General features: G+C 64.9%; 16 protein-coding genes and 1 riboswitch. Of the genes, 9 read left to right on the top strand and 7 right to left on the bottom strand.

Annotated features, from left to right (window positions below; translation table 11 throughout):
- Nucleotides 1–172 precede the first annotated feature (172 nt).
- The 4 genes from RR51_RS11895 (at nt 173) to RR51_RS11880 (ending at nt 4,015) form a co-directional block, all read left to right on the top strand.
- Entirely contained in the window at nt 173–1,249 is a 1,077-nt protein-coding gene (locus RR51_RS11895; RefSeq protein WP_039613611.1) for a metal-dependent hydrolase, read from the top strand.
- A 3-nt stretch (nt 1,250–1,252) separates the two neighbouring features.
- Nucleotides 1,253–1,945 carry a TraX family protein gene (locus RR51_RS11890; protein WP_039613610.1) on the top strand — a complete coding sequence of 231 codons (693 nt, stop codon included), beginning with the start codon at nt 1,253–1,255 and terminating at the stop codon, nt 1,943–1,945.
- A gap of 77 nt (nt 1,946–2,022) precedes the next feature.
- Nucleotides 2,023–2,934 (top strand): LysR family transcriptional regulator, encoded by a 912-nt coding sequence (locus tag RR51_RS11885; RefSeq protein ID WP_039613609.1) that lies wholly within the window; start codon nt 2,023–2,025, stop codon nt 2,932–2,934.
- 100 nt (nt 2,935–3,034) lie between these two features.
- Nucleotides 3,035–4,015 (top strand): LLM class flavin-dependent oxidoreductase, encoded by a 981-nt coding sequence (locus RR51_RS11880; RefSeq protein ID WP_039613608.1) that lies wholly within the window; start codon nt 3,035–3,037, stop codon nt 4,013–4,015.
- 116 nt (nt 4,016–4,131) lie between these two features.
- Here RR51_RS11880 and RR51_RS11875 read toward each other — a convergent pair whose 3' ends face one another.
- The 3 genes from RR51_RS11875 to RR51_RS11865 all read right to left on the bottom strand — a co-directional run bounded on the left by RR51_RS11875 (nt 4,132) and on the right by RR51_RS11865 (nt 8,260).
- Entirely contained in the window at nt 4,132–5,142 is a 1,011-nt protein-coding gene (locus RR51_RS11875) for an aldo/keto reductase (protein WP_039613607.1), read from the bottom strand.
- 71 nt (nt 5,143–5,213) lie between these two features.
- On the bottom strand, nt 5,214–6,734 hold the full coding sequence (locus RR51_RS11870; protein ID WP_039613606.1) for an FAD-dependent oxidoreductase: 1,521 nt from the start codon (nt 6,732–6,734) through the stop codon (nt 5,214–5,216).
- Between the two features lie 197 nt (nt 6,735–6,931).
- Nucleotides 6,932–8,260 carry an MFS transporter gene (locus RR51_RS11865; protein ID WP_039613605.1) on the bottom strand — a complete coding sequence of 443 codons (1,329 nt, stop codon included), beginning with the start codon at nt 8,258–8,260 and terminating at the stop codon, nt 6,932–6,934.
- Nucleotides 8,261–8,423: 163 nt separating this feature from the next.
- Between RR51_RS11865 and RR51_RS11860 the strand changes: the two genes are divergently transcribed.
- The 3 genes from RR51_RS11860 to RR51_RS11850 all read left to right on the top strand — a co-directional run bounded on the left by RR51_RS11860 (nt 8,424) and on the right by RR51_RS11850 (nt 11,864).
- Nucleotides 8,424–9,521, top strand: coding sequence for a sugar diacid recognition domain-containing protein (locus RR51_RS11860; RefSeq protein WP_039613604.1), 1,098 nt, complete (start codon nt 8,424–8,426; stop codon nt 9,519–9,521).
- A gap of 120 nt (nt 9,522–9,641) precedes the next feature.
- The gene (locus RR51_RS11855; RefSeq protein ID WP_039613603.1) at nt 9,642–10,781 is read left to right on the top strand and encodes a glycerate kinase; all 1,140 of its coding nucleotides are present in this window, start codon (nt 9,642–9,644) and stop codon (nt 10,779–10,781) included.
- A gap of 165 nt (nt 10,782–10,946) precedes the next feature.
- Complete coding sequence (locus tag RR51_RS11850) at nt 10,947–11,864, top strand: SMP-30/gluconolactonase/LRE family protein (protein WP_232109093.1); 918 nt, start codon at nt 10,947–10,949, stop codon at nt 11,862–11,864.
- On the opposite strand, the gene RR51_RS11845 is transcribed toward RR51_RS11850, so the two are convergent.
- From RR51_RS11845 to RR51_RS11830, 4 genes are all read right to left on the bottom strand, one after another.
- On the bottom strand, nt 11,854–12,804 hold the full coding sequence (locus RR51_RS11845; RefSeq protein ID WP_003259950.1) for a site-specific integrase: 951 nt from the start codon (nt 12,802–12,804) through the stop codon (nt 11,854–11,856). The genes RR51_RS11850 and RR51_RS11845 overlap by 11 nt on opposite strands.
- Before the next feature lie 65 nt (nt 12,805–12,869).
- Nucleotides 12,870–15,191, bottom strand: a complete 2,322-nt coding sequence (locus RR51_RS11840) for a putative bifunctional diguanylate cyclase/phosphodiesterase (protein ID WP_039613601.1) — start codon at nt 15,189–15,191, stop codon at nt 12,870–12,872.
- Nucleotides 15,192–15,272: 81 nt separating this feature from the next.
- Complete coding sequence (locus tag RR51_RS11835; RefSeq protein ID WP_039613600.1) at nt 15,273–16,256, bottom strand: SCO family protein; 984 nt, start codon at nt 16,254–16,256, stop codon at nt 15,273–15,275.
- Between the two features lie 182 nt (nt 16,257–16,438).
- Complete coding sequence (locus tag RR51_RS11830; RefSeq protein ID WP_039613599.1) at nt 16,439–19,831, bottom strand: Ig-like domain-containing protein; 3,393 nt, start codon at nt 19,829–19,831, stop codon at nt 16,439–16,441.
- 225 nt (nt 19,832–20,056) lie between these two features.
- Nucleotides 20,057–20,171: riboswitch (TPP riboswitch) on the top strand.
- 79 nt (nt 20,172–20,250) lie between these two features.
- On the opposite strand from RR51_RS11830, the gene RR51_RS11825 reads away from it, so the two are divergent.
- Nucleotides 20,251–20,898, top strand: a complete 648-nt coding sequence (locus RR51_RS11825; protein WP_039613705.1) for a TenA family protein — start codon at nt 20,251–20,253, stop codon at nt 20,896–20,898.
- A complete protein-coding gene (gene tenA, locus RR51_RS11820; RefSeq protein ID WP_039613598.1) occupies nt 20,895–21,557 on the top strand; it encodes a thiaminase II in 663 nt (220 codons plus the stop codon). The genes RR51_RS11825 and tenA overlap by 4 nt, the downstream gene beginning before the upstream one ends.
- Nucleotides 21,558–21,609 lie beyond the last annotated feature (52 nt).

Genomic DNA, 21,609 nt, shown 5'->3' with positions numbered 1-21,609 from the left:
TAAAGCCGCTCCCACAGGGTATGCGGAGTGCTTGCAATTTCAGTTATCTACGCGACAGCGCAGCCCAAAGGGCTGGGCCATCTCCCACAATGAAAGCCCATAACCAAGGGAATTGCGCATCAGGGCGGGATGAAGGTAGCTTCTGGAAACCACCTTTTCAGGAATGCCACCCTTGGACTCCATCACCCAAGCCGTACTCGGCGCGGCCTTGCAAGGTACCGTGCTCGGCCGCATCCAGGGCCGCCGCTCGCTGTTGTATGGTGCGGCGCTGGGCACGCTTCCCGACCTGGACGTGATCATCCGCTACGCCGACCCGGTGTCGCAGATGACCTACCACCGCGGCTTTTCTCATTCCTTGTTCGTGCTCACCGGCCTGGCCTTGCTGCTGGCCTGGCTGGTCAACAAATGCTGGCCAGGCAAAGGCTATACCTTGCCCAGGCTGTTCCTGGCGTTCTGGCTGGTGCTGGTCACCCACCCGTTGCTCGACGCCTTCACGGTCTACGGCACGCAGTTGTTCTGGCCCTTGCAGGCCACCCCGGAAAGCTGGGCGGCGGTGTTCATCATCGACCCGGTCTACACATTGCCGCTGCTGGCCGCGGTGATCTACGCAAGCATCAAGGGGCTGACAAGCAAGGCGGTGCAGCTAATGACCTTGGCCTTGCTCTTCAGCGCAGCCTACCTGGGGTTCGGCCTGGCCGGACGCATGGCGGCCGAGCAGCGGTTCCAGGCTGCCCTCGACCGCCAAGGCATCGCTGTCAGCCAGGTGCGTGCCGTGCCGATAGCGTTCAACAGCCTGGTCTGGCGGGTGCTGGCCAAGACCCCGGATGGCGATTACTACGAAGGCATCAGCAGCGGGTTCGACCAGCATCCGCCAGAAATGCAACGTTTGCCGCGTAATCTTCAACTGGCGCAAGCACTGGCCGGGCACCCGTTGCACCAGCGCTTGCGCTGGTTCACCGATGACTGGCTGCGCTACGACCAGGTCGGCGATGCGCTGGTGGTCAGCGACCTGCGCATGGGCATCCCGGGTAACTACACGTTCCGCTTCAACATGGCCCACCGAGACAGCCAGGGGCACTGGATTGCCGATGTGCCATCGCTGTGGGAGGGTGCCGGGCCAGGGGCGGCGTTCAATGGCGACGACCTGGTGCTGATCTGGCGACGGATCGTCGAGCAGCAGCCACCTTTGCCGCTGGCCGCCTGGACCGATCGCTACCTGGGGCCTGCCACAGTCGAGCGCGGGCGCTGAGGCGTGCGTTCAGCCGGGCTGGACCTGGTCAAGTGGACGGCGATGCTGACCATGGTCGCCGACCACCTGCGTTTTCTGTGGCCTGATGCCGATGGCTTGTTCGTGGTTGGCCGGTTGGCGTTTCCACTGTTTTGCCTGGCGATTGCGGTGAATGTGGCGCGCACCAGGTGCGGTGCGCTCTATACCCGCGGCAACCTGCGTTATCTGGGGCTGATGCTGGTGTTCGCGGTGCTGTCGGAACCTGCGTACCGTTGGCTGGACAGTGGTTCGTCAACGTTCAGCGTGATGCCGACCCTGGTGTTGGGGTTGCTGGTTGCCTGGGGTGTGCATCATCCGTTGATTTCGGCGCGCGTGCTTGGTTTTGCCGGTCTGCTTGCAGGGTGGCTGTTCAGCGAACAGCTGATGTACGGGCTGCCGGGGGTGATGCTGCCGGGCGCCTGGTTGATGGCCCGGCGCAAGGAAGGGGCGGCCTGGTTGTTGCCCGGCCTGTTGGCCATGGGTGGGAACCTGACCAACAGCTGGTTGCAGGAGCATCTGTTGGCGCCGTTTACCGTGCTGACGCTGATGGCCGCGGCCTTGGCGATTCCGCTCGGGTGGTCGTTGCTGCGTCAGGAGGGTTGGCGGGTGCCTGCGGTGGGGCGTTGGGGTTACCTGTTCTATCCGGTGCATTTACTGGTGATCAAGGTCTTCGCTTGATCGCTCTCGACAGCCCTGCTTGCATTTCACAAATCCATACCTATCTAAACCAGCCGCACCAGACTCAGGAACCACCCATGGAACCCAACCGCTTCGGCGACATCGCCGCCTTCGTCAGCGCCGCGAGGGCCGGCAGTTTTACCGCCGCCGCCGCCACCTTGGGCCTGACGCGCTCGGCGGTGGGCAAGAGCATCGCTCGCCTGGAGGCGCGCATGGCCGTACGCTTGCTCAACCGCACCACGCGCAAGCTGAGCCTGACCGACGAGGGCCTGGTGGCCTACGAGCGCTGGCGGCAGATTCTGGATGACCTGGACGAGGTGGAAAGCACCATGGCCCAGCGCCGTGGCAAGCCCACCGGCACCCTGCGCCTGACAGCACCCCTGTCGTTCGGCCAGCGCCATGTGCTGCCGATTCTCGACCGTTACCTGAAGCAGTGGCCCGAGCTGCGCGCGGATATACGCTTCACCGACCGTTTCGTCGACCTGGTCGAGGAGGGTATCGACGTTGCGGTGCGTATCGGTGTACCGAAGGAAGACTCGCAACTCTTGACCCGTACGGTGGCCTGGCAGCAGTTCGTCACCTGCGCCTCGCCCGCATACCTGGACGCACGCGGCGTACCACAGGTGCCCGGCGACCTCTACGGCCATGACAAGATCGCCTTCCTGGCCGGCGAAAAGGTCATGCCGTGGCGCTTTCATACCGAAGCGGGGCTGCACCTGTGCGAAGACCCCGGGCGGCTGAACATCGACAGCTCCGAGGCGATGCTCGCCGGCGCCCGGGCGGGTTTCGGGCTGATTCACCTGCCCACCTACATTACCGGCGACGACCTGCGCGCCGGCACCCTGGTGGAGGTGCTGCAAGCCTATCGGCCACCGGCGGACCCGATTCGCATCGTGTACCCAAGCAAGCGCCACCTGTCGCCACGGGTACGCGGCTTCATCGACCTGCTGGTAGCCAGCTGGGAACCGGGCGTGCCCTGGGAAGACTGATTGGGGAATGGCAGGCCCCTATGCCGGGCCTGAAGCCGGGTTTATCACTGGCTGCGCAGCAGGGAAACTGGCAGTCACTGATAATCCCTGTGGAGACCCCATGACTGCACTGTCCGTACTGGACCTGGTCATGATCGGCGAAGGCAAGACCTTCGCCGACGCGATCGAAGAGTCCCGCCAACTGGCGCGCCATGTCGAGCAACAGCACTACAGCCGCTACTGGATCGCCGAGCACCACGACATGCCGGGCATCGGCTCGGCCGCCACGTCACTGGTCATCAACGAAATCGCCAACGCCACCCGGCATATCCGCGTCGGCGCCGGTGGCATCATGCTGCCCAACCACGCGCCGCTGGTGGTGGCCGAGCAGTTCGGTACGCTCGACACCCTGCACCCTGGCCGCATCGACCTGGGCCTTGGCCGTGCGCCGGGCAGCTCCGGGCCTACCGTGCGCGCCTTGCGTGGTGCTGCGCCAGAGCGCGACTTCAGCCAGGACATCGCCGAACTGCGCGACTACCTGGCTGACAATGGCAAACGGCGGGTACGCGGCGTGCCTGGCAAGCATGACATACCGGTGTGGATTCTCGGCTCCAGCCTGTTCGGTGCCGACCTGGCAGCGAAACTGGGCCTGCCCTATGCCTTCGCCTCGCACTTTGCCCCGCGCTACCTGCTGCAGGCCATTGCCCATTACCGGGCCAACTTCCAGCCTTCGGCACAACTGGCCAAGCCGTATGTGATGGTGGGCATGAACCTGTTCGCCGCCGATAGCGATGCCGAGGCGGATTACCTGGCCAGCTCCCATCGCAAGTGGATGCTGGACTTGCACGTCGGGCGCTTCGGCCTGCTGCCCAAGCCGCAGGAGGGTTATGTCGAGAGCCTGCCGGGCCATGAACGCGCAGTACTTGAGCAGGTGATGGCCTGCACCGTGGCCGGCGGGCCGGACCGGGTAAGGGAAGGGTTGCGCACGCTGATCGAGCAGACCGGTGCGGATGAACTGATGATCGACTGCCGCATCCACGACCCGCTGGCGCGGCAGCGTTCGCATGCCTATGCCGCGCAGGCCCTGGCGCAGCTGGGTTAAAGGTTCCGGCCTCTTCGCGGGTGAACCCGCTCCCACAGCGGTTGCACAGGCCCTGGAGTCATGGGCAATCCTGTAGGAGCGGGCGTGCCCGCGAAGAGGCCAGGACAGGAGAACGATCAGCTACGGGCCAACCGCCCACTCACATAATGCGCCACATCATTGAACCCCGGCGTCGAGGCATGCCCCGGCGTGACCAGCGAATCAATGAACGCTTCATCCTCCGCGGTAATCTTCACCGCCAGCGCCCCGCCATAGGTATCCCACTGTTCTTCGGTCCGCGGCCCGACAATCGCCGAACTGACCAGCCGATTGTTCAGTACCCAGGCAATCGCGAACTCGACGATACCCACGCCCTTGGCTTCCACATAGGCCTGGATCTGCCGGGCAATGGCCAGCGACTCCTGGCGCCATTCCACCTCCATGATGCGCTTGTCCTGGCGCCCGGCACGGCTACCGGCATCCGGCACCGCCCCCGGCGCATATTTGCCGCTGAGCACGCCCCGCGCGAGCGGGCTGAATGGCACCACGCCCAGGCCATGGGCGGCCGCAGCGGTAAGCTGCTCCGGTTCGGCCTGGCGATTGACGATGTTGTACAGCGGCTGGCTCACCACCGGCCTGGGCACGCCCAGGCGCTCGGCAATGTGGCAGGCCTCGGCGATGCGCCAGCCGCGGAAGTTGGACACGCCCCAGTAGCGGATCTTGCCTTGGCGCAGCAGGTCGCCGATGGCCTGCACGGTTTCTTCCAGCGGCACCTTGTGGTCTTCGCGGTGCAGGTAGTAGATGTCCAGGTAGTCCATGTCCATGCGCGTCAGCGTGGCATCGAGGGCATTGAAGATGTGCTTGCGCGACAGGCCGCTGCGGTTGGGAAGGCCATCGGCCGGGCCAAAGCCGACCTTGCTGGCCACGATCCAGTCATGGCGATGGCGGGCCACCGCTTCGCCGACGATTTCCTCCGCGCGTCCGGCGTTGTACACATCTGCAGTGTCGATGAAGTTGATGCCCTGGTCCCAGGCCTTGTCGATGATGCGCAGGGCGTCCTCGGTGCTGGTCTGCTCGCCGAACATCATGCTGCCCAGGGTAAGGGCGGAAACCTGCAGGCCACTGTGGCCGAGGGGGCGGTAGATCATGCGCTTGGGTCCTTGTGCAGTCGGCTGATCTACCCGTTTTACACACAACCGGGGCGCAATGAAAGGCAGCTTCAGCCGATCAGCGCCAAGGCCTCCTGCAAGGTCAACGGGCGCTTCAGGCGTTGCGACAGCGTCGCCATGGCATCGGAATAGCCCTTGGCGACAACTGCCTCGACCCGCTCATCCACGCATTGCAAGGCAATGAAGTCGCCTTTTTCCGGCTCTCCGACGAACTCGATACGGTTCCAGTCCCGCGCGTGGCCCAGTACTTCGTAGGTGCGGCCGTGCTGGTAGGTCCAGAAGAACGGTACGTCGGCGTAACGGCGCTGCTCGCCGAGCATGTTGGCGGCGGCGATCACCCCATGTTGCTGGGCCAGCCGCCAGTGTTCGATACGCACCGGGCGCCCGCTGAGGGGGAAGGTGGCGATATCCCCCGCGGCCCACAGGCCATCTGCAGCGCGCATTTCGGCGTCCACTTGCACTGACTTGTCCTCGGTCAGCAGTACGCCCTGAATGAACGCGGTCGCAGGTCTTACCCCGGTGCCCAGCAGCACCAATGGCGTCTGTAGCCGCTCACCGTTGGCCAGCAGCACGGCCTCGACCTTGTCCTGGCCCTCGATCCGTTCGACCTCGGTAGGGCCGTGGAAGGTGACCCCCTTGCGTTCGTGCAACTCGCGGATGCTACGGCCAATGCGCTCGCCCAGTTGCCGCGCCAGGGGGACTTCATGGCGGGTGATCAGGTGCACCTGCACGCCGTACTTGCGCAAGGCCGACGCGGCTTCCAGGCCGATGAAGCCATCGCCGACGATCACTGCCGGCTGGCCGGGCTCGGCAGCATCCAGCAGGTGCGCGGCATCCTCCCGTGAACGCAGGGTAAATACCCCAGGCAGGTCGACGCCCGGGATATCGGGCCGCAGCGCCTTGCCGCCGGTGGCCAGCAGGCAGGCGTCGTAGTCGATCTGCTGGCCGTCGGTCAGGGTGACCTGGCGTTTCTGGGTGTTCAGGGTGCGCACCTTGCCATGCTTGCGCTCCAGCTGGCCCTTGCGCAGAGCATCGGGCTCGAGCAGGGCCGGTACTTCATCGGGCGGCATCTGCCCGGCGATCACGAATTTGCTCAGGGAAGTACGATCGTAGGCTGGTTGGCGCTCCTGATCGATCCAGACCAGGCGGCCGGCAAAGCCATGGGCCAGCAGGGTGGAAACTGCGGCACTGCCCGCGGCACCAGCGCCGACCACCACGAAACAGCGGGCGTCGCTGTGGCGGGGCGGCTCGGTTCTGGGCAGGGGTTGGTCGTCGACCCAGACTTCGTCGCCCTTGACCCAGGTTTTGTAGCGGCGCAGGTCGGCCAGGGCCGGAGGCTCGCAGACCGCGCCCTCGTCCACGGCGAACGCGGCCTTGTGCCAGGGGCACACCAGCAGGCCGCCGCATACCACGCCTTCATTGAGTGGCGCGCCTTCGTGGGGGCAGTTGCCCTGGTAGGCGTGCACCTGGTCGCCCTGGCGGATGAGGATGATCTCCTCGCTGCCGGCCTGGACGCGCAGGGGGCGGTGTTCGTCGAGTTGGGCCAGGCGAGCCACGGCGTGCTGGGTCATGGGGGTTCTCCAAAGGGACCTTTGGAACCATTTGACGCCTGGGCTGGGGAGGGGATGCGTTGAGCTGACGATCGGTGGAGGGTGTGGATTGTGTGTGGCCTGGGCGGGCCTCTTCGCGGGTGAACCCGCTCCCACATGGATCCCACAATCTTCAAGTTGGTGGTGATCCTGTGGGAGCGGGTTTACCCGCGAATGCCTCAACTGGCCCTTGCAGTACTCAGCGCACCAGCCCGGGTAACTCGCAAGGCCACCAGGCTACCAAACACGATCAACGCCGCCAGCGAATACAACGCAGCATCGGTCGAGCCGGTCTGGTCCTTGATGAAACCGACCAGGTACGGGCTGAGGAAACCGGCCATCTGGCCCACCGAGTTGATGATCGCAAGGCCCGCGACAGCCGCGCCGGCGCTGAGCAGCGCGGTGGGCATCGGCCAGAACATCGGCAGGCCGGTGAGCGCGCCCATGGTGGCGATCGACAGGCCGAGGATGGCAATGGTCGGGTTGCCGGCGAAGTTCACCGCGATCAGCAGGCCGATGGCGCCCATCAGCATCGGCACCACAAGATGCCAGCGGCGCTCATTGCGCAGGTCGGCAGAACGCCCGCAGAGGATCATGAACACGCCGGCCAGCAGGTACGGGATGGCGCTGAGCCAGCCGATCAGCAGCGGGTTGTCGAAGCCCATGTTCTTGATGATCGACGGCAGCCAGAAGTTGATCGCATACACACCGCTCTGGATGCAGAAGTAGACAAAGCCGAAGGTCCAGATCAGCGGGTTGGTCAGCACGGCGAGCACGCCGTCGCCGGTGGTACTCGGCTTGCTGGCGGCATCGGCGTCCAGGTCGGCGGCGATCAGCTGACGTTCGGACGGGCTCAGCCAGGCGGCTTTCTGGTAGCCGTCACTGAGCAGGAACACCGCCAGTACACCCAAGGCAACGGTCGGCAGGCCCTGGATCAGGAACATCCATTGCCAGCCGGCCAGGCCGTGCTGGCCCGCGGCGAAGTGTTGGAGGATCCAGCCGGAGAACGGCCCGCCGAGCAGGCCCGATACCGGGATCGCCGACATGAACAGCGCCATGATGCGGCCGCGGCGGGCCGCCGGGAACCAGCGCGAAAGGTACAGCACCACGCCCGGGAAGAAGCCGGCTTCGGCGGCGCCGGTCAACAGGCGCAAGGCATAGAACTCGGTGGGCGTGGTGACGAACAGCAGGCAGGTGGAGAGGCTGCCCCAGGCGATCATCATCAGCGCGATCCAGCGCCGCGGGCCGAAGCGGTTGAGCGCCAGGTTGCTCGGCAGGCCGCAGAGCACATAGCCGATGAAGAAGATGCCGGCGCCAAGGCCGTACACCGTTTCGCTGAACTTCAGGGCGTCGAGCATCTGCAGCTTGGCAAAGCCGACGTTGACGCGGTCCAGGTAGTTGAACAGGTAGCAGATGAAAATGAACGGAATCAGCCGCAGGGTGATGCGCCGGTACAGCGCGTTGCGGGTGGTGTCCGTGCCTTGGTCAGGGGCGGGGCTGTATGCCATGATCGGGTTCTCTGTTGTTATGGTTGTCGCCGCGTCGCCTGTTCCGGCGCTCGCCCTGACGAGTCTCGGGGACTGCGGCGTGCCTGTCTTTGTGCTTTTGCACAGCACTTGCACCGGGCTGCTGTGCCCGAGCCCAAATCCCTGACACCCAAAGGACCGCTCAATGTTCGAACTCGACCATGACCTGGCGCAGGATATCGTTGACCGCGCGATGGCCATTCTGCCATGCAACGTCAATGTCATGGACAGCCAGGGTTTGATCCTCGGCAGTGGCGAACCTGAGCGTATCAACACCCGCCACGAGGGTGCGCAACTGGTGCTGGCCAACGGCCGCATCGTCGAGCTGGATACGGACGCTGCCAAGTGCCTGAAGGGCGTGCAGCCCGGGGTGAACCTGCCGCTGATGCTGGATGGCCGATTGATGGGCGTACTCGGCTTGACCGGTGACCCGCAGCAAGTGCGCACCTATGGCGAGCTGGTGCGCATGACCGCCGAGATGCTGCTGGCCCAGCGCCATTTGCAGGCCGACCAGCAATGGCGACGCCAGCGCTGTGACGATTTGCTGGCCCTGTTGCTGGGCGGCAGCGGCGATTCTCCCCGGTTGCTCGACGAGGCCCGGCAACTGGGCCTCAAGCCCCAGCTGCCGCGGGTGCCGTGCCTTTTCGAGCTGGCCTCGGGGCCAGCCGCCGAAACCCTGGCGGCATGGTTGATGAGCCGCTACCCGGACAGTTGGTGCGTAAGCCCGGCCCGCCAGTCGTTGCTGTGGTGTCGCCCGGCAGGTGTGGCGCTGGACGAAACTCGCCTGCTGGAACGCCTGCAGCGCCATGGCTGGGACGTGGAGCGGCTGGCCCTGGGCAGTGTCGCGCAAAGCCTGGAGCAACTGCGCCGGGGTTATCGCCGGGTGCGCGACCTGTTGGCCTATGGGCGCGAGGTACTGCCCGGCGAGCGCTTGCTCAGCCTGCAGCGCTACCGGTTGCCGGCATTGCTATGGCGGCACCGCAACGACGATGCGCTGGATGAATTGCTGGAGCCGTTGCAACGTATTCGCAGCAAGGACAGCAGCGGGCAATTGCTCGCCACCCTGCGCGCCTGGTGTGCCCATGACGGCCAGAGCCAGGCCTGTGCCGATGCCTTGGGCATCCACCGCAACAGCTTGCGCTACCGCCTGGAGCGGATTGCCGAGCTGGGCGAGGTCGACCCGCTGCGCATGGAAGGGATGCTTAGCTTGTACCTGGGGTTGCAGCTGCTGCCTGCCGACTGAAGGGCCAGTGCAGGTGAAAGGCATCTGCCCAAACAACCCGTCCGGCGTTTTGTGCATTTGACCGAGGCCTCCTTGGCAGCCACCTGTCAGCATGCCGCTCATCAGGACAGGAGAAACCCCATGAAGATCGTCATTGCCCCCGACTCGTTCAAGGACAGCCTCGACGCTGCCGGTGTCGCCCGCGCCATCGCGGCGGGCATGGGCGAGGCCTGGCCGGAGGCCGAGCTGGTCGAGTGCCCGATGGCCGACGGTGGCGAAGGCACCATGGATGCGATTCTTGCCGCCAGCCACGGCGAGCTGCGTCGTCAGACGGTACGCGGGCCGTTGGGGCAAAGCGTGGAGGCGGGCTGGGGCTGGCTGCCGCAAAGCCGCACGGCGATCATCGAAATGGCCCAGGCCAGTGGCCTGCAACTGGTGCCGACTGGCCAGCGAGATGCCTGCCGCAGCAGCACCTGGGGTACCGGCGAGCTGATTGCCGCCGCCCTGGCCGCCGGCGCGCAAAGGGTAGTGCTGGCTATCGGTGGCAGCGCCACCAACGACGCGGGTAGCGGCATGTTGCGGGCGCTGGGCCTGCGCCTGCTGGACGCCCACGGGCAAGCGCTGGAACAGGGCGGCCTAGCCTTGGCCAAGCTGGCCCGCATCGATGCCAGCGACCTTGACCCGCGCCTGGCCGAGGTGCAGTTCGAAGTCGCGGCAGACGTCGACAACCCGCTGTGTGGCGCCAACGGCGCATCGGCGATCTTCGGCCCGCAGAAGGGCGCCAACCCACAGCAGGTGCAGGCGCTGGACCAGGCCCTGGGGCATTTTGCCGACCATTGTGCGCAACTGCTGGGTGAGGATGTGCGGGACTACCCAGGCTGTGGCGCTGCTGGCGGCATGGGGTTCGCAGCCCGGGCCTTCATGGGCGCGCAATTCCGCCCTGGGGTGGAAGTGGTGGCCGAACTGGCCGGCCTGGATGCCTTGGTGCAAGGTGCAGACCTGGTAGTGACCGGCGAAGGGCGCTTCGACGCCCAGACCTTGCGTGGCAAGACGCCGATGGGGGTGGCTCGGGTTGCCAAGCGCCATGGGGTGCCGGTGGTGGTGCTGGCCGGGACCTTGGGTGAAGGCTACCAGCAGCTGTATGCCCATGGCGTCGACGCTGCCTTTGCCTTGGCCAGCGGGCCGATGAGCCTGGAGCAGGCTTGTGCCAATGCTGCTGAGCTGCTGCGGGCGCGGGCTTGTGATATCGGGCGGCTGTGGCGCTGCGCAACGCGAACTTGATTGACCGCTGCAGTCTGCCGCACCCCGCGCTTGGTCATTGATTTTTTTGTTGTTATCGTAGAAAGGAGAATCGAAGGTAGCCAGCAAATGCCCGTCACAGAGCCTTTCCACGATAACGTTGCGGTGTTTACCGATGCCGCACAGGGCCTGGGACTGGCCTGTTCCATGACGCTGGCGGAGGTGGGCGAGTTGCGCAACCGCCTCAAGGCATGCCGCTACGTGCCAGTCAACGTCGCCAGCACCCGCGCCGACCTGGGCGAAAGCCTGGTCTGGGATGAAGGCAGCGGCGCGTTGTACTTTGTCGATATCTCTGGCGGGCGGATCAACCGCCTGACGCCTGATGGCCAGGCCGAGTGCCTGTACGAATCCGCGGCACGGATTGGTGCGCTGGCGCTGACCGACCAGGGCAACCTGATTTTCACCGAAGACGCCAGCGTGGCCATCTTCGACGTGTCGCTGCGCAAGGTGCGCCGGCATTCGGTGTCGGTTCACCCGCGGTCGACCTACCGTTTCAACGACGGCGCCTGCGACCCGCAGGGCCGATTCGTGACCGGGCTGATGGACGATGCCCTGAGCGGCAACACCGGGGCACTGTTCCGCTTTGACGGGCAGTTGAACGATCAGGTGATCCACGACGACATGGCGTTGCCCACCGGCCTGGCCTGGTCGCAGGACGGCCACACGGTGTACTTCGTGGACTCGGCGGCGCGCTCGATCTACCGCGCCAGTTACCTGGCCGAAGGCCGGCTTGGCGCGGTCACTCTGTTTGCCGAAACCCCTGCCGAACTGGGGCGGCCGGACGGCCTTGCGCTGGACCGTGACGGCGGCCTGTGGGTGTGCCAGTACCATGGCAGTTGCCTGTTACGCTATGACCGCCATGGCCACCTCACCGACCAGGTACTGATGCCAGTGCCGTGCCCTACCAGTTGCTGCTTCGGTGGGGAGGGGATGAATACCTTGTTCATCAGCACCGCGCGCTTGGGCATGAGTGCCGAAGACTTGCAGCATTACCCCGACGCTGGCGACCTGTATGCCATCAACCCGGAAATTGGGGGCATCGCCCGTCACACCTTCAAGGAATAAGCTTTTGCGCCTGGCTGGCCGGTAGCACGGCCAGTTCGCCAAAGCGCTGTGCCGCGTCGATGTAGCGCAACGCCGACTTCGCGTCTTTCCAGCCCACATAGCTCATCAGCGCCTTCAGCTCCCAACCGTTGGCCGTGGCCCAGGTGGCAAAACCTCGGCGCAGCGAGTGCCCGGTATACAGCGCCGCCGGTACCCCGGCGCGCTCCAGCATGCGCCGCAGCAGGCCGACCAGGCTGTTGCTGTTGAGCGCGGTGTCGCCGAGGTTGCCCCAGCGGTCGAGCTTGCGGAACACCGGCCCATGGGCGATGCCGGCGACTTCCAGCCATTGCAGGTAGGCCGTGACCGGGCACAAGGCCTTGAGGGCCGGGGTGCGATGCTGTACGCCCAGGGCTTCGCGGTCGCCCTTGCTGCGCGGCAGGAACAGGGTGATGCCGACGCCGGCCTCGGCCTGGATGTGCTCCACGCGCAGGCGTGCCAGTTCATCACCCCGAAAACCGCGCCAGAAGCCCAGCAACAGCAGCGCAGCGTCGCGACGCGCCCGGCGCAGGGTGGCCAGGTCATGCTGTTCCCGAGCCTGGCGGGCTTCTTCTTCGAAACATTCCACTGCACTTTGCAGGTGCTGCAGCAACAGCGGCGCCGCCTGCCGGGGCGGTGTCGGGTGCAAGGTGCGGATGCCGCGCAGCACCTGGCGCACCAGCGGCGCCTTGGTCGGGTCGGGGAAACCTTGGGCGATGTGCCATTGGCTGAGCGCCGCCAGGCGCTGGCGCAGGGTACTGACGGCATGCTGGTCGGCGTGGTCGGCCAGGTAGCGGGCGATGCTCTCGGCCGTGGCCGGGAGAAAACCGCCCCAGTGGGTTTCGAAATGCTCGATGGCGGCCTGGTAGCTGCGCCGGGTGTTGTCACGGGTGGCGGCGCGGAGGTAGCGCTCGATGTCGGTCATGGTGCGGGTGCAAGTGGATGATGGGCACACGATAAACCGAAATGGATTGCCTGTCCTGGCTTGCGTTACACGCAGGCCTTGTCCTCGACACCGTTGAAAAGCGGGTAGTCGCGCAACTGCGCCGGCGACAGCGGCCGGCTGAAGTGGTAGCCCTGGGCGATATCGCAGCCGGCAAGCTTCAGGCACACCACTTGTTCGCGGGTTTCCACGCCTTCGGCCACCACTTCCAGGCCCAGGCGTTTGGCAAGGATGATGGTGGACGATACGATCGGGCTGTCGTCGTGGCTGTTGGACAGAGGCGCAATCAGCGAGCGGTCGATCTTCAGCTTGCTCAGCGGCAGCGAATGCAGGTGGGCAAAACCGGCGTAGCCGCGGCCGAAATCGTCCAGGCTGATGCCCAGGCCGGCGTCGCGCAGGGTGTGCAGGTGCGCCACCGCCGTGCCTTCGGGGTCTAAGATGGTGGTTTCGGTGATTTCCAGCTCCAGCCGCTGCGGGGCGATGGCGTACTGCTGCAGTTCGCTCAGTAGCCGTGCAGCGAAGTCTGCCTGGCGTAGCTGCAGCGCAGATACATTGACCGCCAGCCGCGTCTTCCGGCCTTGGGCGTCCCAACCCGACAGGGCCTCGCAGGCCAGGCGTAACACTTCCCAGCCCAGCTCGACAATGAAGCCGCTGCGTTCGGCCAGGTCAATGAACCGGTCAGGGTACAGCAGGCCGAACTCGGGGTGGTCCCAACGCACCAGCGCTTCGTAGCCCAGCACCTGCTGGGTGTCGAGGCGGATCTGTGGCTGGTAGTGCAGCACGAACTGGCGCTCGGCCAAGGCGCTGCCGAAGGCCTGTTCGAGGGTGAAGGCGTGGATGTCGGCCAGGTTCAGCGACGGGTCGAAGAAACGGTACTGCGCGCGCCCGGCCTGCTTGGCCGAGTACATTGCGGCATCGGCACTGCGGATCAGGCTGTCGATGTCCTGGCCGTCGCGCGGGCAGATACTCACGCCCACGCTGGGGCTGGTGTTGACCTCCTGGCCGTCCAGCGCATAGGTGGCCGACAGCTTCTGCACCAGTACGCGGACCCAGGCATTGATCTGCTCCTCGCTGCGCTCGCCGGCCAGCAGCACCACGAACTCGTCGCCACCAAAGCGCGAAGCCTCGTCGCCGGGCTCCAGCAGGCGCTGGATACGCCCGGCAACGGCCTGCAGCAGCAGGTCGCCGATCTTGTGCCCGAGCGAGTCGTTGATCGACTTGAAGCGGTCCATGTCGATGAACAGGATCGCCATCAGCCGGCGCTTGCCGCGTTGCCGGGTCAGCACCTGGCCGGCCACCTCGACGAACTGGCGGCGGTTGTGCAGGCCGCTGAGGTGGTCGGTGGCCGCGGCATGGCTGCTGCGCCGGTGTTCGTCCTCGAGGCGGTCGATCAACTGCTGGTTGACCTGCTGCGCCTGTTCCAGCGCGCTGAAGGCCTCCTGGCGCTTGCGCAACAGGCGCAAGGTCCACAGCAGGCTGGCGAGGATCATCAGGGTCATGCTCAGGTTCAGCCAGAACTGCCGGGAATAGGCAAGCGTCGAAGGCGCGAGGATTTCGTCCTGGCGCTGGCTGACCACCACGCTGAACCCCCGCTCCGGCAGGCGCCGGTACAGGCTCTGGTAGGGGGCGCCGGCCGCGTACTGGGTCAGCATGCCTGCTTCACTGCCGCTGTCCGGCAGCCCGGGCAGCAGTGCGTCACCGGCCACCACGCCGCTGCTATCGATGCGCACCCGCTCCAGGCCGTCATCCTGCAGCAGGCGCACCAGCCCGCTGCCGCCCAGGTCGATGTGCTGCAGCAGCACCGCCAGGTAGCCGATGTCCAGCTGCACCACCAGGATATTGTCGATTTCGCGACCGGGCAGGTTGGTCAGCGGCAGCAGGAAGGGCAGGTGCCAGTTGGGCACGGTGGTCGCTTGCCCGGGGGGCTGCACACTGGGCAGGAACGGTTTGAAACCGTAGCGGGCAACGTGCCGCTGCAGCTGGCGCAGCCAGTCTTCGGGCAGCTCGGCGGCCTCGTCGGCATGGCTGGCCGACAACAGCCGGCCTTGCCGGTCGTACAGGCTCATGCGCTTGAATACCGGGTCTTCGGCAAGCATGCGCGCCAGGCTGACGCTGCCCTGGCTCAGCATCTTCATGTCGTCCTGAGCGACCCGGCCCACGGCCTGGGCGCGATCCACCAACTGGCGCAGGCTTTCGCCAACGATACTGGCCAGGTTCAGGTGCTCGGCGGCCTTGGCCGACAGCGCGTCCTGGCGGGCGGCAACCTTCTGCGAAACATGCAGCCCCCAGACAAAGGCCAGGGTGGCTGCACAGAGCATCAGGATCAGCAGCCGCAGAAGGCTGGCGGATGAAAGCGAACGGCGAATCACTGCTGATAGTTCCCGACCCTGGGTGATGGTCGAAAAATACGACAGTAAGATGACAGCCTAATGACTGGTGGCCAATTGCCTTTAAGGATTTCCCTTATCGGCCAGCGGCGTCTGCAGGCGTGCAGTTTCTTCCTCCATGTAACTCATCAGCGCGCTGACTTCGGTATCGCCCAGGCGCATGTTGGGCATGGCCACGCGGTTGTATTGTTCGTACAGCAGCATGGCCAGGGGGTCTTTCTGGGCCAGCATCTGGTCGGGCTCCTTCAGCCAGCGGGTCAGCCAGTTGGCATCACGCTGGCGGGTCACGCCGAGCAGGTCGGGGCCGATGCCGGGTTGTCCTGGCTCGGCATTGCCCAGGGTGTGGCAGGACGAGCAGCGGGTACGGAAGAGTTGCTCGCCACTGCTGGGTGCGCGCACCTCGGGAGCCTGGGCGTAGTCATTGGCCATGGCACTGGCCTGTTTCCAGTTGTGCAGGCTGTTGCCCAGGCGGTCGGCGAGAATGTACGGGTTTTCGAAGGGCGAGGCCTTCATCCAGCGGCCGGTGGCCTGGTTGCCGATGATCAGGCTCAGGTTGTGGTCCTTGGAGCGGCCGTTTTCCAGGCCATCGATGTACAGGCCCAGGCTGCGGCGCAATTGTTCGATATCGGCCGGCTCGCCGGTGAGCAGCGTCCAGCCGGGGCCGATGCCAAACTTTTCGGCGTAGCGCTTGAGGGTGGCGGGGGTGTCGTTGTAGGGGTCGATGCTGATGGAGTAGAGGAAGATGTCCTTGCCGACCCGGTCACCGAGGATTTTCTGCACCTGGCGCAGGCGCGCGGTTTCCACCGGGCAGGAGTCGGAGCAGCCGGTGAAGATGAAATTGATGGCGACCACCTTGTTCTTGATCAGGTCGTCGAAGAAATGCACCTTTTCACCGTCCTGGGTGAGCAGCGGGATGTTGGGGAAGTAGTCGGCACCCCACGGAGTTGCAGCTTCCTCGGCCACGGGTTGCTGCGGTTGCAGCGGCCAGAACGGGATGCTGGCGGCGAACAGCGAAAGCACCAGCAGGAAACGCCATGAGCCGGACATGATGCGGTCCTCGTCGATAACGGGATCGGGGCTGCCATGCAGCCCATCGCCGGCAAGCCGGCTCCCACAGGGGGCGAGATGGAAGCCAGCATCCACAAGGACTGCACATGCTTGAAGCCGATGCGGTCGAGGTGGGAGCTGGCTTGCCAGCGATGGGCCGCACAGCGGCCCCCGCTTTTCGGTTACCTGATGCTGACCGGCGCCGTCACGCTCTGCCCCAGCGCCGATTTCACGGTCACGGTCGCCGGTGTGGCCGGGCCGCTGCCGGTGGTTGTGGTCGACAAGCGCCAACGGGCGCCGATGGTAGTGGTACTCAGCGTGGCCGTACCCAGCAGCAGCGGGCCACTGGTGGTTGCCGCAGTCACGGTTATGCTGTTGCCGGTGGCCACCGTGGTGGTGCCCGAAATATCCCAGGTAAAGCGGTTGCCGCTGCGCACCTGCACCGTGGCACTGGTGACCTGGATCTGGTCGACCGCCGCTGCCGGGCTCACCGCAATGCTGACCGTGGCCGGGGCCACCGATTCGGCGCCCTTGGCGTCACGAGCCGTGTAGTTGAAGCTGGCGGTGAACGCTGTGGTTACCGTGGCCGGTGGGACGTAGGTGACCGTGCTGCCGTCGGTACTGGTAGTGCCCTGGCCGGAGTCCGGCTGACTGAGGCCGACTACGGTCAACGGCAGGTTGTTTTCCGGGTCGGTGTCGTTGGCCAGCACGTTCAAGGTGATCTGCTTGCCGGCCGTGGTAGCTGCGCTGTCGTTGGCCGCAACCGGCGGTTTGTTGGTCGGGTCGTCGTTATCATGGTCTTCGGTGCGGAAGGTCGGCAGCCCAACCGAAGCCACGTACTCCACGCCATCCCAACCCGGTAGTGGGGTCGGCATCACCTGGAACTGGCCTGGGTGTTCCAGGTCCCAGCGCAGCAGCATCGACGAGTCTTCATGCTGGGTATTGTGGCAATGTTCCATGTAGGTCCCGGCAAACTCGCGGAAGCGCAGGGCTACTTCCACCTCTTCCGAAGAATCGATATCCGGGCCGATGCGATACACGTCCTTGCGCGCCCATTTTTCCCATTCTGGCGGGGCCTTGCCGTCGCGACTGAGGATCACGCCTTCCTCGAAGTGCACATGCACCGGGTGGCTCCAGCCATTGCCGCCGTTGATGATCTTCCACACTTCCAATGTGCCGTCGCCGCTGAAACCGCCGTCGGTAGACTGCTGGGCCAACTGTGGCGCCGCGTTGATGCGACGTGGGTCCATGGAGTAGCCAAAGCCGCCATCGGTCTTGATGGTCCAGGGCTGGGTGTCGGTACCGTCCGAGCGCCCGAAGATGAACTCGCGATGGCGGGCATCCTTGAGCTTGGCCTGGTCGGTGGCCGAATTACGGTCTATCGGCAGCGGCAGCATTTTCAGGCCTTCGGCCTTGCCCGGTTTGGCCGGCTCATAGGCAACCGGGTCCATGCTCAGGTCCTGGCCGCTGTAGGGCTGAACCACGAACTGCATGAACTTGCCGATCGCCGGGTCGCCGTTGTCCCACTCAGGCCCATTGCTGGTCTGCTTGATCACCGCCTTGTATTTTTCCGACAGCACATCGGCCAGGGCAATGGCACCCTCCGGGCCCTTGCCGCTCTGATGTTCCTCCAGGTTGACCAGGTACAGCTTGTCGCCGACCTTGATGCCGTGTTTGGCGAAGTTGATGATAATGTCGTAGCGTTCGGCGATACCCTGCAGCGGCAGGACGCCGTTGTTGTCCTGCAGGTTGCCGTCACCGTTGAGGTCCATGGTGCCGTCGAACGGCACGGTGTGTTCCATGATGTTGCCGTCGTTGGCAATCATGTGGAACGGTACCCGCGCGTATGAAAGGTTGGAGCCGGTAGGGCCTTTGAACTCGCCGCTGTTGCCGGCGATCTCCCGCACGACGGCAAGCTTCAGGTATCGCGACACCGAGCCATTGAGGATACGGAAGCGGTAGCTGCGCGCGCGTACCTTGAGCGTTGGCCGGTACTGCCAGTTGACCAGGATCTGGTCGCCGAGGAAGCCATCGGTGTTGAACGGGTTGAACCACAGCTGGCCGTTGGCATCCCAGGCCTTGTCGGCGATCACCAGGTTGACGTCGTAGTCGCGGTTACCCCACGGCATGCCCGAGCCACTGGGGAAACGCAGGTTGACGCCATCCTGCAGGGCCTCGTTGCCGCGGTCCAGGGCGCTGTAGTAGTTCATCATCACGGCGTTGCCTTTGTAGACGTTCTGCGCCGTGAAATCCATCATGTGGTCGTGGAACCAGTGGGTGCTCATGGTTTCGCGCCAGTCACCACGAATCTTGATGCTGCCGTTCTGGCAGGTTTTCAGGCCGGGGTTGGCATCGTTGACGAACAAGGTTTCGCCCGCCGAGCAAGGGAACGCAGCGCGTGGGTCTTCGGCACGGGTGTTGATGGTGTCATACCCAGCCAGTTGCAGCGGCCAGCGGTAATCGTAGTACTGCCCCGGGAAGAAGTAGGCGTTTGCATAGCCATCGCTCTCGGCCGGGGAATGGCCGTTGTGCTCATGGGTCGAAAGGGTGTGCAGGCCAAACCCGGCGTTGGCCGAGGGGTCGATCGGCAACGCGTTGTAATGGCGCATCAGGATCGGTTGGCCATAGCGCACCATCAGCAGCTTGGGCGGAAAGGTGCCGTCGAAGGTCCATAGCGACTTGTGGTTTTGCAGCGGCATCTTCGGGTGGAAGCGGGTGTCGATGCCCTTGGTGGTGCCCAGTGTGTTCGGGATATCGGAAGTCTGGTAGTACAGGCCGCCCGGGGCGAACTCGCCAACTGCATAGTTGTGCAGCTGCTTGCGGTCACGCAGGCCGAGGTTGATGCGCGCACCGGCCTGGGCGGTCTTGAACCCCGCCTGCGGGTAGAACTCGTTCCAGCGCTGGTGCGACCAGCCTTTTCCTGGTGGCCGGCCTTCCGCAGGCGAACCGACCGGTTGGCGGTTGAGGAACATCTCGATCTGCGCCTTCCATGGGTTGCGGTCGAGCACGTTGGAATACTGGGTCGGGAAGGGGTACAGGCCCGGCTGTTTGAGGAAGGCTTCCAGGGCTGTACCGCTGGGGCCGCTGCGGGCCACCACGTTGGGGTCCTGAGCTGGTGCCGCGCCCAGGGTCGGCACCGGGAAGGTCAGAGTGGGCGGTGGCAGCGTGGGGTCGAGCCTTTCCGTGCCGAATTCCTCGAACAGCAGTAACTGCTGGGTAAACGGCAACGCGCCGAACAGCGGGCTTGGCTTGCCATTGGTGGGGTATTTTTCCCCGGTTTGCAGGGCCGGTGGCAACACGTTGTTTGCGCTTACCGTGTTCCGGTCACCGTAAACGCCATCGGTCAGTTCGAGTGAGCCTTGATTCGCCTCTGGCATGCTGTACAGGTCCAGCAACGCCTGGGTCGGGTCAGTCGGCTGGTCAGTGTAGGCCGACGGGTCGGTCGGCGGGGGCATGCTGTTGTCGTCCATGGGCGCCGCTGTTGCCGTGACCAGCCCAAGGCCGAGCATCAGCGTAGCGACGGTGGATAGCTGGAATGCATGCCTGGCAGGGTGGATCACGGCAGGTGTTTTCATTGCCTTGCGCCTCGTTTGCGACATCATGGCTTTTTGCCCGTTTCTGGGGCTGGAGCAACGGGTGTGCCAACCCAAATACGAGGAATATGTTTCTAAACAAATCCTTGTGGCGCCTGATGCGCGCTAAATACCATGGCGTCAAAAATGGGTGAGGGGTCCCCACTAGTGGGTCACCCATTCCCCCAGATTGGGTGGTGACAGCTGCGGCGCCCTGGGGTATACCTGAGCGCCACCAAGGGGAGCCCGGGAACGGGCTGAGAAACCGCTGGATGCTGCAGCGCGGTGACCCTTCGAACCTGATCCGGATCATGCCGGCGAAGGGATGGGACTTTGAAACCTGCCTTTTTGCCGGCCTCACTGCGAGGCCCGTCCATGCCAATCACCGCGGTCTCGCTGTCACCCCCATCAAGGACAGCAACATGACCGAACGCTTCAGCCAGTCCCTGCGCCGCAGCAGCGAGCCGACCTGGTCGGCGGCCGTTGGCCACCGCTTCGTCACCCAATTGTGCGACGGCAGCCTGCCGGACCCGATCATGGTCGACTACCTGGTGCAGGACCACCGCTTCCTCGACAGCTTCCTGACCTTGCTGGGCGCGGCCATCGCCACCGCCGACACCTTCGAGGCGCGCCTGCGCTTCGGGCGCTTTGCCGGGATGATCTCCAGTGACGAGAACACTTACTTCCTGCGCGCCTTCGAGGCCTTGGGGGTAAGCCCCGCACAACGCAGCGAACCAGCCGACACCGTCCCGACCGCAGGCTTCAAGGCGATCATGCGCGAAGCGGCGGCCACCCGGTCCTATGCGGCCGCGCTGGCGGTGCTCAACGTCGCCGAAGGCCTATACCTGGACTGGGCGTTGAAGGCGCCAAAGCCGATGCCGGACAACTTCGTCCACGCTGAATGGATCAGCCTGCACGACAACCCGGCATTCCAGGACTTCGTTGCCTTCCTGCAAGCCGAACTCGACCGCATCGGCCCGCAGGACGCCGTGCTGGCGGGTGACTTCTACCAGCGCACCGTGGCGCTGGAGCTGGCTTTCTTCGATGCTGTCTACCCGGAGGATAAATGAGCATGGATATCTTCGACCGCCTCAAGGCTGCCGCCACGCCGCAGTGGAACAGCTACGTCGACCACGAATTCGTGCGCCAGATGGGCGAGGGTACGTTGAGCGAAGCCGCCTTCCGCACCTACCTGGTACAGGATTACCTGTTCCTCATCCAGTTCGCCCGCGCCTGGGCACTGGCTGCCTACAAGAGCCGTCGACCGGCCGACATCCGCGCCGCGCAGGCCGGGCTGGCGGCGATTCTGGATGAAACCGAACTGCACTTGCGCCTGTGCGCGCGCTGGGGCCTGACCCAGGCTGATATCGAGGCCGCGCCCGAACACCAGGCCACGGTTGCCTATACCCGCTATGTGCTGGACTGCGGTGCCGCGGGTGACCTGCTGGAATTGCATGTGGCGCTGGCGCCTTGCGTGATCGGTTATGCCGAGATTGGCCGGGCGTTGTCCGAGCGCATTGGCGATCTGGGCAATCACCCGTACCGCGAGTGGATCGCCGAGTATGCCGGCGAGGGCTACCAGGGTGTCGCCACAGCGGCGCGCAAGCATCTGGACGAGCTGGCAGCGCGGAGCATGACCGAGCAACGGTTTGCCGAGCTGGTGGAGATCTTCGGCCAGGCGTCCAGCCTGGAGGCGGACTTTTGGCAGATGGGGTTGGCTAGCCAATAACGCACTGCATGGCCCTGCGCGGACTCTTGTAGGAGCGACCTTGTGTCGCGAA

This window comes from Pseudomonas sp. C5pp, from assembly GCF_000814065.1.
Lineage (GTDB): Bacteria > Pseudomonadota > Gammaproteobacteria > Pseudomonadales > Pseudomonadaceae > Aquipseudomonas > Aquipseudomonas asiatica.
Note: the sequence above shows the minus strand (reverse complement) of the source record. Positions and strands in the feature narration are given on the sequence as shown.